The 13,629-nt window shown below is 44.6% G+C and carries 12 protein-coding genes; 7 read left to right on the top strand and 5 right to left on the bottom strand.

The genetic code is table 11. From position 1 onward, the window contains the following. The first annotated feature begins 46 nt into the window (after positions 1 to 46). Positions 47 to 1,918, top strand: coding sequence for a methyl-accepting chemotaxis protein (locus tag CEQ32_RS14955; RefSeq protein ID WP_088586317.1), 1,872 nt, complete (start codon positions 47 to 49; stop codon positions 1,916 to 1,918). A 62-nt stretch (positions 1,919 to 1,980) separates the two neighbouring features. Here CEQ32_RS14955 and CEQ32_RS14950 read toward each other — a convergent pair whose 3' ends face one another. Next, on the bottom strand, positions 1,981 to 2,946 hold the full coding sequence (locus CEQ32_RS14950) for a LysR family transcriptional regulator (protein ID WP_037426682.1): 966 nt from the start codon (positions 2,944 to 2,946) through the stop codon (positions 1,981 to 1,983). Positions 2,947 to 3,061: 115 nt separating this feature from the next. Between CEQ32_RS14950 and CEQ32_RS14945 the strand changes: the two genes are divergently transcribed. After that, positions 3,062 to 4,270 carry a multidrug effflux MFS transporter gene (locus CEQ32_RS14945; protein WP_037423563.1) on the top strand — a complete coding sequence of 403 codons (1,209 nt, stop codon included), beginning with the start codon at positions 3,062 to 3,064 and terminating at the stop codon, positions 4,268 to 4,270. 72 nt (positions 4,271 to 4,342) lie between these two features. Here CEQ32_RS14945 and CEQ32_RS14940 read toward each other — a convergent pair whose 3' ends face one another. Next, the gene (locus tag CEQ32_RS14940; RefSeq protein WP_088586316.1) at positions 4,343 to 5,179 is read right to left on the bottom strand and encodes a putative porin; all 837 of its coding nucleotides are present in this window, start codon (positions 5,177 to 5,179) and stop codon (positions 4,343 to 4,345) included. Between the two features lie 199 nt (positions 5,180 to 5,378). On the opposite strand from CEQ32_RS14940, the gene CEQ32_RS14935 reads away from it, so the two are divergent. Further along, complete coding sequence (locus CEQ32_RS14935) at positions 5,379 to 5,972, top strand: tRNA-uridine aminocarboxypropyltransferase (protein ID WP_037423561.1); 594 nt, start codon at positions 5,379 to 5,381, stop codon at positions 5,970 to 5,972. Positions 5,973 to 6,271: 299 nt separating this feature from the next. Here the strand turns inward: CEQ32_RS14935 and pdgA are convergent, their stop codons facing one another. Further along, positions 6,272 to 8,389, bottom strand: coding sequence for a diguanylate cyclase PdgA (pdgA, locus tag CEQ32_RS14930; RefSeq protein ID WP_088586315.1), 2,118 nt, complete (start codon positions 8,387 to 8,389; stop codon positions 6,272 to 6,274). A gap of 282 nt (positions 8,390 to 8,671) precedes the next feature. Between pdgA and CEQ32_RS14925 the strand changes: the two genes are divergently transcribed. Beyond that, positions 8,672 to 9,025 (top strand): hypothetical protein, encoded by a 354-nt coding sequence (locus tag CEQ32_RS14925; protein ID WP_037426688.1) that lies wholly within the window; start codon positions 8,672 to 8,674, stop codon positions 9,023 to 9,025. Positions 9,026 to 9,091: 66 nt separating this feature from the next. After that, positions 9,092 to 9,730: a class I SAM-dependent methyltransferase gene (locus tag CEQ32_RS14920; protein ID WP_088586314.1), complete on the top strand. Its 639-nt coding sequence runs from the start codon at positions 9,092 to 9,094 to the stop codon at positions 9,728 to 9,730. Here the strand turns inward: CEQ32_RS14920 and CEQ32_RS14915 are convergent. Next, a complete protein-coding gene (locus CEQ32_RS14915; RefSeq protein WP_226871830.1) occupies positions 9,727 to 10,083 on the bottom strand; it encodes a hypothetical protein in 357 nt (118 codons plus the stop codon). The genes CEQ32_RS14920 and CEQ32_RS14915 overlap by 4 nt on opposite strands. A 93-nt stretch (positions 10,084 to 10,176) precedes the next feature. Between CEQ32_RS14915 and CEQ32_RS14910 the strand changes: the two genes are divergently transcribed. Both CEQ32_RS14910 and CEQ32_RS14905 read left to right on the top strand, forming a co-directional pair. Beyond that, positions 10,177 to 11,154 (top strand): hypothetical protein, encoded by a 978-nt coding sequence (locus tag CEQ32_RS14910; protein ID WP_055647308.1) that lies wholly within the window; start codon positions 10,177 to 10,179, stop codon positions 11,152 to 11,154. A gap of 434 nt (positions 11,155 to 11,588) precedes the next feature. Then, entirely contained in the window at positions 11,589 to 12,149 is a 561-nt protein-coding gene (locus tag CEQ32_RS14905; RefSeq protein ID WP_146128721.1) for a hypothetical protein, read from the top strand. Positions 12,150 to 12,486: 337 nt separating this feature from the next. On the opposite strand, the gene CEQ32_RS14900 is transcribed toward CEQ32_RS14905, so the two are convergent. Continuing rightward, the gene (locus CEQ32_RS14900) at positions 12,487 to 13,377 is read right to left on the bottom strand and encodes a LysR family transcriptional regulator (protein ID WP_050991407.1); all 891 of its coding nucleotides are present in this window, start codon (positions 13,375 to 13,377) and stop codon (positions 12,487 to 12,489) included. Positions 13,378 to 13,629 lie beyond the last annotated feature (252 nt).

Here is a 13,629-nt window from a genome sequence, read left to right as displayed (position 1 = left end):
GTCTTACCACTTCTTCCTTCAAAGCTGTAAAACCGTAGATACCAACATGAACTCATACTCGCTTAAACAAAAGATCCTGATTTCGGTCGTGATTGCGCTTTCCCTCGTGATTGGCTTGCTGTCGTGGCAAAGTTATTCCAGTCAAAAGTCATTGTTGTTGCAAAATAGTTTGGAGCAGGTGCAGCGACTGGGTGATCAACAGGCTGAGCGCATTCAAGAGTGGTTAGCTGGGCGTCAGGATATCGTAGGGGCGTTAGCCGTTAAAGTTGAAGGTGACAGTTTAAACGCATTACAGCAGGCGCAAGCTTCGGGGCGATTCCAACTCACTTACTACGGTACACAAGCGGGGCAGATGCTGGACTCCGATCCAAGCATAGACCGTACGGGTTACGATCCGAGAGCGCGCCCTTGGTATAAACAAGCGATAAATGAGCGCGGTCTTATTCTCACCAAACCTTATGTTGACGTAGCTTACAATGTGTTAGTGGTCACTATGGCGCAGGCGGTTTCACAAGGTGTGGTTGGGGGCGACCTGTCGATTGCGAGTTTGGTTGAAAGTGTCAATCGCATGACCTTACCAGCCAATGGTCATGCAATCATGCTGCACAAAGATGGCACTGTCATCGCTTACAAAGATGCCTCTAAGGCGATGAAACCCGTTAGCGATATTGACAACGACCTTAATCATAATTTACCCCAGCAGAGCCGTCAGGCCAGCACATGGCTGCCAATGTATTTCGAAAACGAAGGCCGCGATAAGTTAGTTTGGGGTGTCGATATTCCCAATACCGATTGGGAATTAGTGATAGTACTGGACAAAGAGACGCTTGAGGCGCCATTAACTAATTTACTGCTGACCCAATTGGGGCTGTCGGCCTTGATGCTATTACTGAGCGTATTGGCCATTTCTTGGTTGGTGAATCTATTGCTAGGTCCGCTTGGATGTGTATCGCAGGCGCTAGCGCGTATTGCCGATGGTAATGGCGATTTAACCCAACGTATTGAGGTTGATACGCAAGATGAAGTGGGCGTACTGGCCGACAGCTTTAACCGATTTGTCGGCAGTCAGCATCAGCTCATCAGCCATATTCGTCAGTTGGCCAGTGAACTGGATGCGGACGCAGAGCGTAGTCTCAAAACTAACCATATTGCCGTGGCCGAATTACAGCGCCAGCAACAAGAAGTTGCCATGGTCGCGACCGCCGTAACCGAAATGGCAAGTGCTACTAATGAAATTGCCGCGAATGCGGAAAATACCGCTACAGCTGCGCAGCAATCAGCAGCGAGCAGCTTCCAAGGGAAAGAGTTAGTTAATAAGACCCGTAGTTCGATTAATTCTTTAGCGGATGAAGTCACTCAAGCAACTGAGGTCATTGAAGATTTAAGTCGTCACGCTCAGTCGATTTCTAGCATTTTAGCGACAATTCAAGGGATTGCTGAGCAGACTAACCTGTTAGCCCTCAATGCGGCGATTGAGGCTGCCCGTGCGGGTGAGCAGGGCCGTGGCTTTGCGGTGGTGGCCGATGAAGTGCGGGTGTTATCACGCCGAACACAAGATTCGACCCAAGAAGTACATGTGACCATTGAAACTCTGCAACGTACAACGGCGAAGGCGGTGAGTTTGATGGAAAGCAGCCAAGTGTTAGCGGGTCATAGTGTTGAAGATGCTAATGCCGCAGCGAAGGCGCTGGAGGAGATTACTCAAGCCGTACATGTGATTTCGGATATGGCAGGCCAAATTGCGACCGCAGCTGAAGAGCAAACCCAAGTAACGGGTGAAATCACTCAAAATACGGTGGCCATTAAGGATGTGACCGACGAAATTACCGAAGCAGCGAAGTCGGATCTGACCCAAGCTCAGGCATTAAAGGCGCGTGCTAATGATCTTAATGCGCAGGTCGCGACGTTTATTCTGTAAGTTTGCTTGAATAAAACAGCCCAGAATACGTCAGTGTTCTGGGCTGTTTATTGGTCACTCCATTAACCCTGCGGCAGCATCAGCTTTTCGACACTTTGGCAGATAGTGTCGCGCATCCATTTATGGCCTTGATCTTCATCATTACGTTGATGCCACAGTAACACATAGGCCATTGGCATAAACTCAAAGGGTAAAGGCAACAGCTTTAATGGATAGAGTTTACAGGCATGTAGGGCAAAGCTAGAAGGTAAGGTAAAAATCAAATCACTGTGGGCGCAAACACTCGCCGCGCCATAAAAATCTGGTACTGTGGTGCTAATTTTGCGCCTGTGCCCTAGGTCTGCCAGAAAATAATCCAGCGCCCACCAATCACTCCCTTCACAGCGCACTTGCACATGCGCCATCTCTAAGTACAAGGATAAATCCCATTGGGGCGAGGTGAGAGCGGCCATCAAGGGATGAGCTTGGCGCACCAAACATACCTGTCTATCGGTAAACAGGGTTTGGCAGGCAATGCCTTCTGGTAGTCGGTCAGTGTGTGAATCTGAGAGTGGGTGTAGATCCCGTCCTGAAATCCCAAAGTCAATTTGCCCTTGCTGCAAGTCATGCATAGATTTTTCGGTCCAGACATAGGAATCGAGCTTGATATTGGGCGCACTATTTAATAGTGGACCTATAAAATAGGGGATCAAGGTTTCGTAGGCACTTTCGACCATGGCAAAGGAAAACTGCCTATTACTGCTGGCTGGAGTAAACGTCGGTGGCTGAGTCAGTTGATATAAGTCCTGCAGAATATTCGGCAGCTTTTGTCCAATATTGAGCGCATGTGCTGTGGGTTTTAGGCCATGGGCAGTACGTTGGAATAGGGGATCATCTAACGTTTCTCGCAGGCGATTCAAGCTCTTGCTCAATGCCGACTGGCTAATGTGTAATCGGCTCGCTGCGCGGGTGACACTTTGCTCTTCGAGCAAAACCTTCAATATCACCAGTAGGTTGAGGTCGATTCTGGCTAAGTTGTCGAGATTCATAGATATTCCTCAAAGGAAATTCACTTTGGAAATTATACCATTTCTGTTCATACCTTGAGTTATTTAAACTACCGCCCACTGAAATACCTTTTACTGTTAAACCGAGATACATGTTATGCGGCGCAATCTGTTACCTATTTTGATGTCTTTGGTGCTACTCAGCCCATTGGCAATTGATATTTACTTACCTTCTATGCCCACCATGGCGGCAGAGTTCGCCGTATCTGCCAGCGAAGTGCAGTCGACACTGGTATTATTTTTATTTGCTATGGGCGTTGGGCAGATATTGATTGGCCCATTAGCAGACCGTTATGGTCGTCGCCCTGTGGCACTCTTTGGCGTGTTGTTATATGGCGCCAGCAGTTTGCTTGCGGCCGCCGCGATTGAATTCCATTGGTTACAAATTGCCCGGGTATTACAAGGTTTGGCTGCCTGTTCGACCTCCATTGTGGTCTTTAGTGCAGTGCGCGATTGTTACTCACCAAAAGAAGGCGCCAAGATTTACAGTTACTTAAATGGGGCTATTTGCGTGATCCCTGCTCTGGCGCCAACCTTAGGGGGTCTATTGGCCATGCAGTTTGGCTGGCGATCAACCTTTGTATTTATGACCTTGTACGCGATTTTGATGATGCTATTGGTGGGCTACCGTTTACCGGAAACTCGCCCAGCCAATACCGTGAGTACTGGACCTTTGTACCGTTGGAGCCGTTATAAACCCGTACTGAGCAATACCCATTTCCTGTTCTATGCCTTTGCTTGTATGTCAGCTATGGCGGCGATTTTAAGTTATGTGTCCTACTCACCCGTGTGGCTTATTGGCCATTTAGGGGTATCCGAGCTGGCCTTTAGTGGGTTATTTGGATTGAATGCATTGGTCAATATTGCCGCTTGTTTTGTTGCGCCAGTAGTGATCCGTAAATTAGGTAATCGTCCCACCGCGATCTTCGCATTAGCACTGCTGGTGCTCTCGGCGATATTAATTGTCACAGCGCAAGCCTTTGGCCCGAGTGTAGGAATGGCTGCTGCTTTTGCCTTTATGTTGCCTATGATGTTGTTGTGTATTGGTTTTGCATTCTTGTTAGGCCCAGCAACCAGTATGGCGCTTTCTGCCTTTGGCGAGCGAGCGGGAACGGCAACGGCAATGTTAGGTTTTATCCAAATGAGTGGCGCATCAGTGATCGCAGGCCTAGTTCAGCAAACAAGCCTGACTGCACCCTATGCGGTGGCGTTAGTGATGGGATTTTTCTCTATCGGCTTACTGTCAATGATGGCGTTAAGCCGATTCGACCACTGGCACCAAGAGCAATTAGCCGCAGAGCATTAATACGCCCTAAACGGCTAATTAAAGAAACACCCTTTGCCCGTAGCTTATTTGACCATAGCTACGGGCATTTTTTTAGAAGCGACCGTTAATTCCCAAGCTTAAACTAACGCCATCTTCATCGGGCTCGAAGGATTTTGAGGCGCGGGCGATGGCACTAAATGAATCGCTAATACGCCAATGATATGTTGTGTTGATACCGTAAGGGTCGGTTTCTTCTTGGACGCTATAATTGGCGCCTACAGACCAAGATCGTGTGAGATACCAATCTGCTGACAACATAAGCGCTGTGGTTTCATCGCTGTCCCTGACATCGCCGTTAGGGGTATTCTTTACCGTGAACTCCGATTGGCCAAAATAGAGTTGTGCGGTTAAATCTACGCCTGCGGTGCTTTGTAATGGAAGAAAACTTCGAACACCGAGGCTCAAGGTATCAAGGTCTGCACTCGCTCTGTCATCGAAGCCAATATCATAGTCTTTCTCGCTCTTGGTATAACCCAAGTAAACGCTTGAAGTTGAATTGAAGTAATAACCTACTGAGACACCATAAGTATCACTGTCAAATAAGTCTGTGCCTAGATTTTGGTAATTCGCACCTACAAACCATTTGGAGGTAAACACGTATTGGCCGTTCATTCCATAAGCATCTAAGTCGCCCTCAAAACCAGCATATTTGGCACCAATATTAGATGTTTGCGCTAAAAATCCGCTAAGTGCATAGGGAGTCGTCTCTTGGCTCACCGCGGTAAAGTAATAGCGGTAACCCGCATTCCAAGTACCCTCACTGAATTCTTCCGTTGAGCTAACGTAATCTAAGCTTGCATCGTGCTGATAAATATTATCTGTTGCGGCGAAGGTTGTTGAGCTGGCAAGAGCAAATAGAAGGGCGAGGTTAAGTCTTTTAATAAGCATTGCATTTCCTTTTGTTATGCTGACTGAGAGTGGTTTCCGGCAGTAGTGGAGACTTTTATCAGTCGTTGCGTCCTGTTAGCGGAAGATACACTTTGTTAATTTATTGTCAATAATGCTTTAGATTCAACCAGTAAACTGGATGTGATTCTTGATAATTCAAGCTGCTATACTGCTAGAAATTGTTTATCGAGAACGCGCTTTGAGCCGCCATTATTGCCCTACTTGCTGTTATCCAATCAATGCGTGCTTATGCTCCCATGTACAGCAGATAAAACCGCAGACGCAGCTGTTGGTATTACAGCACCCCTCTGAAGTCGAACATAAAAAGAATAGTGTTAGGGTGTTAAGCCTAGTGATACCCAATACTCAAGTATATGTGGGTGAGTCTGAAGCGGATTTTGCCTCGCTGCGGGAGCAATTAAGCCGATGTCAGCGCCCTGTTTATCTTGTATATCCCTCTGAGCAGAGCGCGAGTGTTGAAAGTCAGTCTATATGCGCTGATTGTGTGTTGCTATTAATCGATGGTACCTGGAGAAAAGCCTTTAAAATCTTGCAATTAAATCCATGGTTAACACAATTTCCGGCAGTGCATTTGGCCGAAGGCTATACGTCAAGATACAAGATCCGCAAATCAAGCCGCAGCGATAGTCTCTCAACCTTGGAGGCGTGTGCTTACATGTTAAAAGCGCTTGATGAGGGTTTAGATGTGAACCCGTTATTGGTCGCCTTTGATGCTATGGTTGCGATGCGATTGCAGGCGATGCCCGCAGAGGTGAGGTTGCGCTATGATTAATTTCACTTTTTAGAATTGCGGCAAGTGATTTTCATTTTTTGCATTTTTGAGACTCTGTACGAATTAAAATAGTTAAAATCTTATTCAGATCACGCTAACGTAACGTAAAACAAGGTTTAATAGTGACGATTCATTTGCACAGCAAATGATGAGATAGCTTTGCCAGCCAATTGCTTTGCAGGGGAGTGATTCCATATTTTATGGTGTGCTGGCAGGGCTATCGAGCCTATCGATAGCCAATCTATATTATCTTAATAAACAATCAGTCACTGTGTTTAAGCGCCTTTAATTGTCTCTATTTAAGCAATGTATTTCTCGGCTAAATAGGACTGAGTAAACTGCTCAACATAACTTGGATAACCAAATAAAAAGCCTTGGGCAAAGCCTTGTCCCATATGGGTAATAATGTCTTTTTGCTGTTGTGTCTCAATGCCTTCCGCCACAAAGTGAATGTTGAGCGCCTGTGCTAATTGCACAATGGCATGGCAGAGTTTTTGGCCTGATACATCATTCAAACGTAGAACAAACTCAGCATCAATCTTGACACTATCAATGGGCAAGGTACCTAAGCGGCTTAAAGAAGAAAGGCCAGTACCAAAGTCATCAATGGCAATGCCTACACCTAAGGCTTTAATACGTTCTAGCGTATAGCGAGCCTGTTCTGGTTGGCGTAGCAGTGCAGATTCGGTGATTTCTAAAATTAAGGCTTCAGCGGGTAGGGCGACCATTTCCAGCGCACTGACGACTTGGCCGACAAAGTCTACATGCTCTAATTGCAGCGGAGAGACGTTAACCGAAATCTTAAAATCGGGCTGATATTGTGCGCGCCATAGTGATGCTTGCTTGCAGGCTTGTTCGAGTACCCATTGTCCTATGCTGACAATGAGCCCCGTTTCCTCCAATAAAGGCACAAACTCAGCTGCCTCATAATGCTCGCTGGGAGACTTTTGCCAGCGCAGTAGTGCCTCTGCACCAATGGGGGTGTTGGTGTGCAAATCCACAATGGCCTGATAGGCGAGTTTAAACTGCTTTAAACTGTGGGCATGCCTGAGATTATTGATGAGTTTTAATTTAAGCTCAGCGGCTTGGCTCATCGCTTTATCATAAAACACTAAATGAGGCTGGTTCTTCTTTGCGCAATACATGGCGGTGTCGGCCAAACTAATCAGTTGGCCAGCCTGATCACCGTGTGTAGGAAACAGCGCGATACCAATACTGGTACCGAGGAAAAACTTTTGCCCTTCGATTTCGAACGGACTGTCGAATAAACTTAAAATTTGCTCTGCGAACTCTTGTATTTCTTCCTTACAACTACAATCTTGTAGCACTAAGGTAAATTCATCCCCACCCATACGGGCAATATCCGCTTTTTCGATACAACCCGCTTCTAAACGGGCGGCAACGAGTTGTAATACTCTATCGCCCATTGAATGGCCAAAGCTGTCATTGATATTTTTAAAGCCGTTGAGGTCTAAAAACATCAGTGCGCCGAGGGCGAGAGGATCGTCTTTTAATTTCTCAAGTGCGCCATTCAGTATCTGTTTAAGATGAAAACGATTTGGCAACCCCGTTAACGTATCATACATGGCGCGGGTGGTAAGTTGTGTCTCGAGCAGCTTTTTGGTGCTGATATCACTAAAGATATTCACATGATATTGAATGCCATCCGCAGCGATGCGCCGACTACTCTGCCATGCGGGAAACGTGCTGCCATCTGAGCGTTGTTTTAAGGCTTCACCCTGCCAAAACCCGCGCTGTTTTAAGGCCTGCAAACACTCGCTTTGTTCACTGAGATTAAGCGGGTTGGCTTCTAAAAAATCGGGCGTTTTATTGATTAATTGTTCCGCGCTATAGCCACAAATACGACACATCGCCTTATTGACCGCCAATACCTTATTGTCGGTGTCGGTGATATAAACGGCCTCGGCACTTTCTTCCAAGGTCGTCGAGAGGATTTCTTTCGGGATATGGGCAAAACCATCGGCAATGGCTGGCCTGACTTGAGTTCTACGGTTTAATGCTTGTAACTCGACCAGTACAACAGGTTGTTGCTGTAAATAACAACGATAGAGGTTTACTCGGGTGGGCAGTTCATTCCCTTGATGATTAAGGTGGAGCCAACTGAATTCGACATTAACCCCCGAGACGGCTTCAAGGATCATCTCCCGCGCAAATTCAACACTGTTACGCCCAGATGATTGAATTCTAGGGGAAAAATCATAAGGTGTGGCATTGACAAAGGTGTCATATTCAGTACCAAAGTAGTCTAAGGTGGCACTGTTTGCGCTAATAAAACTAAAGCCTTGGATCAGCGCGAGGGGTGTTTTATGGGGATGGGCTCGCCAAATAGAGAGTTTCTCTTGCAACAGCGGATCATCTGTTGTGAGTTTATTTAGCAAGTGCTGCCATCGAATCATTAGGATACTCCCTCGGTGACACAGATTAAGGTCACATCCTTTCCCTTAGTTTTTGTTTATATCAAATCGTACATCATTCATATGGGGTTAAAAATAAACCGAATCGATGTTTTGCTCAAATATAAATTAAAAAATAACAGTTTAAGATAGGTTCATTTGATTTACTTCAGCGAAAATCATGCTAACTCATCACGGCAAAATAATGTTTTATGCTATGTTTTGCCATGCAGGCTCAGTTTGGCCTGGCCATTTGTGAATTAAGGACTCTAGAGAAGGTGTAGGATGCAAAGACTAGTCAAAACTATCGTTTTAGGTATGTGTCTCGCCGCAGTGTTGCCCGCGGCGCATGCTGCTGAACAACCCAAACCTCGGTTAACCTTGGAGCAAAGGGCTGATAAGGCGCGTATCGACTCTGAGCGGATTGAACAACTGCAACTTGAAAAGGCGCGCCAAGCAGCCAAAACAACCTCAGCACGGGAAGAAACAATAAAACAGCAAACCAATCCGCAGGATTGGGAAGTGCAACAAAAGCTCAAGGCGCAAAAGCAATTTGATGAAAGGGAAAGCCGTGAGCAAAAATATCTGCAAGAAGCCAAGGAAGCTGCGGCCAAAGAGCGTAAAATCCCTAAACCTTAGCTGTTAATCGCGATCTATTTAAAGGCAATCTCTGCCGTTTGCCTTACGACTTTTTAGGAACTGCTGTTGAATACCTGTCCGCTGTGCCATAGCACCGATTTAGTGGCTTATCATCAAGATAAACGTCGTTGTTACCAACAATGCCAGCGCTGTGCTTTGGTGAGTGTCCCCGCCGAGTTTTATCTAAGCTCTGAAGCTGAAAAAGCCGAATATGACAAGCACGAAAATCACCCTCAGGACCTCGGTTATCAGCAGTTTTTAGATAGAACTCTCGCTCCTTTGTTGACCCGCTTTACTCCATCAGCGTTAGGGCTCGATTTTGGTTGTGGTGAAGGCAAAGTCTTAAGTCTGATGGCCAAAGCGCGGGGTTATCGGGTCGAGAACTACGATCTTTATTACGCTAACCACCCCGAGTTACTGACTCGGCAATACGATTTTATTACCCTGACCGAAGTTGTTGAGCATGTGAGTGATGCCGATGCTTTGCTGACTCTGTTGAAGGGGATGATCAAACCTCAAGGCATTTTGGCCGTGATGACCAAGCGAGTGCTTAATCCCACGGCATTTAGCGCTTGGCATTATAAAAATGATCCCACTCATATTAACTTTTACTCCGAAGCCACCTTTCAATGGCTCGCCGAGCATTACGGCTGGCGGCTCGAAGTGATAGATAAAGACGTGGTGTTTTTGCACCAAGCCCACTAATGCGTTGGAGGCTTTTGCTGTCGCAGATAAGTTGGGATTTGCAACTTGTCTAAATCAAACTTCGATTGTGCTGGTTCGGGTAAAGGTAAGGCTGGACGCTTAATAAAATCATGCACATTGATATAGCTATCATCAACAATCTGCACAGGGTCTGGTTTTGCTGTCTGCTCTAATCCAATTCCCGTGGCAATCACCATGATTTCGAGCTCTGACTCGAGTTCAGGATCTATGGTAAGCCCAATAATAACAAGCGCATCCTTGGGTAATTGCTTATGCACTGTCGCACCGATTTGGTTGTATTGACTGAGTTCGATGGTGTCTTTCACCCACCAGGCAATCGGAGACGCAGGCACGCAGACAATCGGACACCCAACCTTAATCGCGCGAATCGCGCGGTAGTTAATCTCCGACTATGCTTTGGTTAAGCATTAAACAAGGAGGTTTGTATGCCGCGCCCTCGTAGAACCCAGATAAGCCTTGAAGACACGCCTTATTACCATTGCTGTAGCCGAGTTGTTCGGCGGGCTTTTTTATGTGGCGATGATAGTTACTCGGGTAAAAACTATGACCATCGCCGCGCTTGGGTAGAATCGCTACTGTTTGAACTTGAAGCCGTTTTTGCTATTGATGTGGCGGCCTTTGCGGTGATGTCGAATCATCTGCATCTGGTGCTACGAGTCGATATCGAGACGGCAAATCACTGGACTGACCGCGAAGTGCTTGAGCAGTGGCATAAGTTGTTTAAAGGCGATGCGTTAACGCAAAAGTTCGCAAAAGGTGAGTTGGTTGAAGCGCATGAGGTGAGCAGATTAAAGCATTCAATCGCCCTTTATCGTAGTCGTTTGTGTGATATTTCATGGTTTATGCGCTGCCTCAACGAACCAATTGCAAGACAAGCAAATCAAGAGGATAACTGTACAGGTCGTTTCTGGGAAGGTCGTTTTAAATCGCAAGCCCTACTCGATGAAGCTGCGGTATTAGCCTGTATGGCCTATGTTGATTTGAATCCGATTCGAGCGCAACTTGCTGATACACTAGAACAATCCGACCATACCAGTATCCAACTACGTATTCGGGCCGCATTAAAAGGTGAGCAGCCGAGCAATCTCCTGCCATTTATTGGTAACGAGTGCGACAACCAACCCAATGGCATTGCGTTTTCCTTAACCGATTACCTTCAATTGGTGGATGATACAGGCCGAATTATTCGCAACGATAAACGTGGAAGCATCAGTGAAAGTAGCGGTAAGATACTGAACAGATTAAATATCCCCCATGATAATTGGCTTAAGCTGACAACCGAGTTTGGCAAGCTATTTTACGGTCCTGTGGGAACCTTGCAAGAACTGACCGATTACTGCGAACATCTCGAAAAGCGACGACGGCACTTTGCTGCAAGTTGTCAGCATTTTCACAGTAACTGATAACTGCTTATATTACTTCGAAAGCAATGCTTACCTTGCATCCCAAAAACACGATGGGATAACTTACCTCGTCTAAAACACTCTATTTTTGAAAGAATTAACTCAATTTATTGCCTCAGATACTGCCCCTGTGACTTTTGCACTCTCATTTAGGCAATTTTTAGATCTTACAAGTTGTAGACAAACGTAAAGTACATTATGTTGTTGATTTATATTGGGTGGCTAGATTTATTTTTGATTTAAAATGGGTGGCCGACTTATTTTGTTTTGGCTTTAGATAGCTCACACGCTGTATCTGAAAGGGGTGAGTTTGCCTTAAAGAAATTAGACGAGGCAGGGCGTGCCAATGTATCTTAACAAGCGCATGTTGTCGGACTGGCTTTCCGCTGTGCTCCAAACCAGCCGCAAATGCGGGCGTTAGTTTTTTTGATGCCATGAATAATCAAACTTTAAAAATACTTAATAATCTAAAAATATCTATAGATGAATCTATGCGGCACTATGAAATATGGTGGGAACTTGGGTATTCTCAGAATAGGATACAGTTTAAAGATCAGTTTGCATCACAACGATTTAATCACTTTTTACATGCATCATATGAAGCCCATGGAATAACAATGTATTTAGCTTTTGGAAGAGTATTTGATTCTGATTCACGTTCATCAAGTATCGCTTCTCTCAAAGAAAATTTAAGATTATTTGGTCACGCTGAATTAGTTAAAACTATTGAAGCCCAGTTGAAACCTCACGCCAATCTAGTCAAAAAAATATTAGATATTCGTAGTAAAACGATTGCTCATTCTGATTTGTCGCACTCCGAGAATTCTGTGTTCAAAAGCAATGCAATAACACCTGATGAATTAAAAGAATTGATTCATCAAATTAGAGAAACATATTACGATGTGTTGCGATATTTCAGTCTAACAACAACGCAACTTGAAGATGGCATATTTAGTGAGTCAACTTTAAATATGCTCAAACAATTACAAACCTAACAAATAATTATTGTGGGACAGCTACGCGGCACGCAATTAGACGTTATCTCCATAGAAATTTTAATCCGAAACTGACGAGTTAGAGCTAGGGGTCTATCACGCTTCTGTCCCAATCTTGTCCGGTAAGGATATCTATTCGTCGTTGTCTGATCATTTAACGGGGCGTAACTAATTCAGCATTCGTAATAAATGCCAAGGTTAATAAACTATATTTGACAGAATGTATGGCTAAAAATTATCTATAGCTTAATCGAGTGTTATCTTGTTTTTAATGCTCATTTTAATACTCATTTTAATGTCAGTGCGCTATATCTTCCGTAGTAAATCCAAACATCACTTAAAGTAGCAAACTTAAAAGGCGTTTTGCGGGAGCACTGATTTGGTTTTTAAGCATTACCACACTAAAAAATACGTTTAGTTTAGGCATATCGATGGGGGTTATTACTCGTACCGCATGCTTAATATCATCATCAAATAAGGTGATTTGTGGTGTTAATGCGACAATTTGAGAGTGTAATAGGGCGCCTTTTATCGGTGGGAAAGAATCGTAATGTAATAATCCCGAAAAGTCATTGCGATATTTATTAAACAGATCGCCAAATTGTTCACTGACGCCATAAGGTAAGTTTTTGGGTATGGCGAGTGGATATTTACGAATATCTTCTAGGGTTAAGCGATCTAAATACGTCAACGGATGTCCAGCTCTGGTACAAAAAACCGCTTCAAAAGAAGGTAAATTAAAGGATTGTATCGAGCTTTCGTGGCCAATAATCTCACCTTCAACATCAGTAATTAATAGTGTGAGTTCTCCGCGTAGCAATTTTTCCAGTTGTTGTTGCCAGGTACCAACTTCGAGATCGATATGAATGTCTGGGTATTGCTCAAAAAAACGTCCGAGAATCGGCCCTAGAATGGTATTTGCCGGTACAGGGCTTGCACCTATTGATAAATAGCCACTGCTCTTACCCTGCATATAGTGTAATTCTTTTCGAAGGGCTTCGACGTTTTGCAAAATATGCTGACTATGGCTGAGAACGAGCTCCCCAGCAGGGGTTAAAGAAGTTGATTGATTTCCCCTCAGCAACAGCTCTGTACCCAGTATATGTTCGAGTCGTTGAATGCTTCGGCTTAATGAAGGTTGAGCAAGATTTAATTTTTGGGCAGCTTTTTGAAAATTACGCTCTTTGGCTAAAATCTGGAAATTTTTAAGATGCTTAAACTCAATCACAAGTTATTTGTCAAGTAATTACAACATGTGTGCAACATACCCTTGTGGCTCAGTATCGACAAGTAGACGTTGGTGACAATTTGTATCTTTATCTTCATGTGAATAATTAACAATTATGAGTAAGTGTTTGTTTTGATTTTTTAATTATTTGGCGCTGTTCTCGTATAGTTTTTTGTCATCAACTGATACGTAAAATGCATTGGCTTTAAAGTATTGCTGACGGTAACTATTCATTCTGCAAATAACAAATTT

It is taken from the genome of Shewanella sp. FDAARGOS_354, from assembly GCF_002209245.2.
GTDB lineage: Bacteria > Pseudomonadota > Gammaproteobacteria > Enterobacterales > Shewanellaceae > Shewanella > Shewanella xiamenensis.
Note: the sequence above shows the minus strand (reverse complement) of the source record. Positions and strands in the feature narration are given on the sequence as shown.

Excerpts from the sequence above, each read along its gene's own strand:
- CEQ32_RS14950 (WP_037426682.1), bottom strand. The coding sequence starts at position 2,946 with ATGAATCTCGACAACTTAGCCAGAATCGACCTCAACCTACTGGTGATA.
- pdgA (WP_088586315.1), bottom strand. The coding sequence starts at position 8,389 with ATGATTCGATGGCAGCACTTGCTAAATAAACTCACAACAGATGATCCG.
- CEQ32_RS14940 (WP_088586316.1), bottom strand. The coding sequence starts at position 5,179 with ATGCTTATTAAAAGACTTAACCTCGCCCTTCTATTTGCTCTTGCCAGC.
- CEQ32_RS14910 (WP_055647308.1), top strand. The coding sequence starts at position 10,177 with ATGCCGCGCCCTCGTAGAACCCAGATAAGCCTTGAAGACACGCCTTAT.
- CEQ32_RS14905 (WP_146128721.1), top strand. The coding sequence starts at position 11,589 with ATGAATAATCAAACTTTAAAAATACTTAATAATCTAAAAATATCTATA.
- CEQ32_RS14955 (WP_088586317.1), top strand. The coding sequence starts at position 47 with ATGAACTCATACTCGCTTAAACAAAAGATCCTGATTTCGGTCGTGATT.
- CEQ32_RS14925 (WP_037426688.1), top strand. The coding sequence starts at position 8,672 with ATGCAAAGACTAGTCAAAACTATCGTTTTAGGTATGTGTCTCGCCGCA.
- CEQ32_RS14945 (WP_037423563.1), top strand. The coding sequence starts at position 3,062 with ATGCGGCGCAATCTGTTACCTATTTTGATGTCTTTGGTGCTACTCAGC.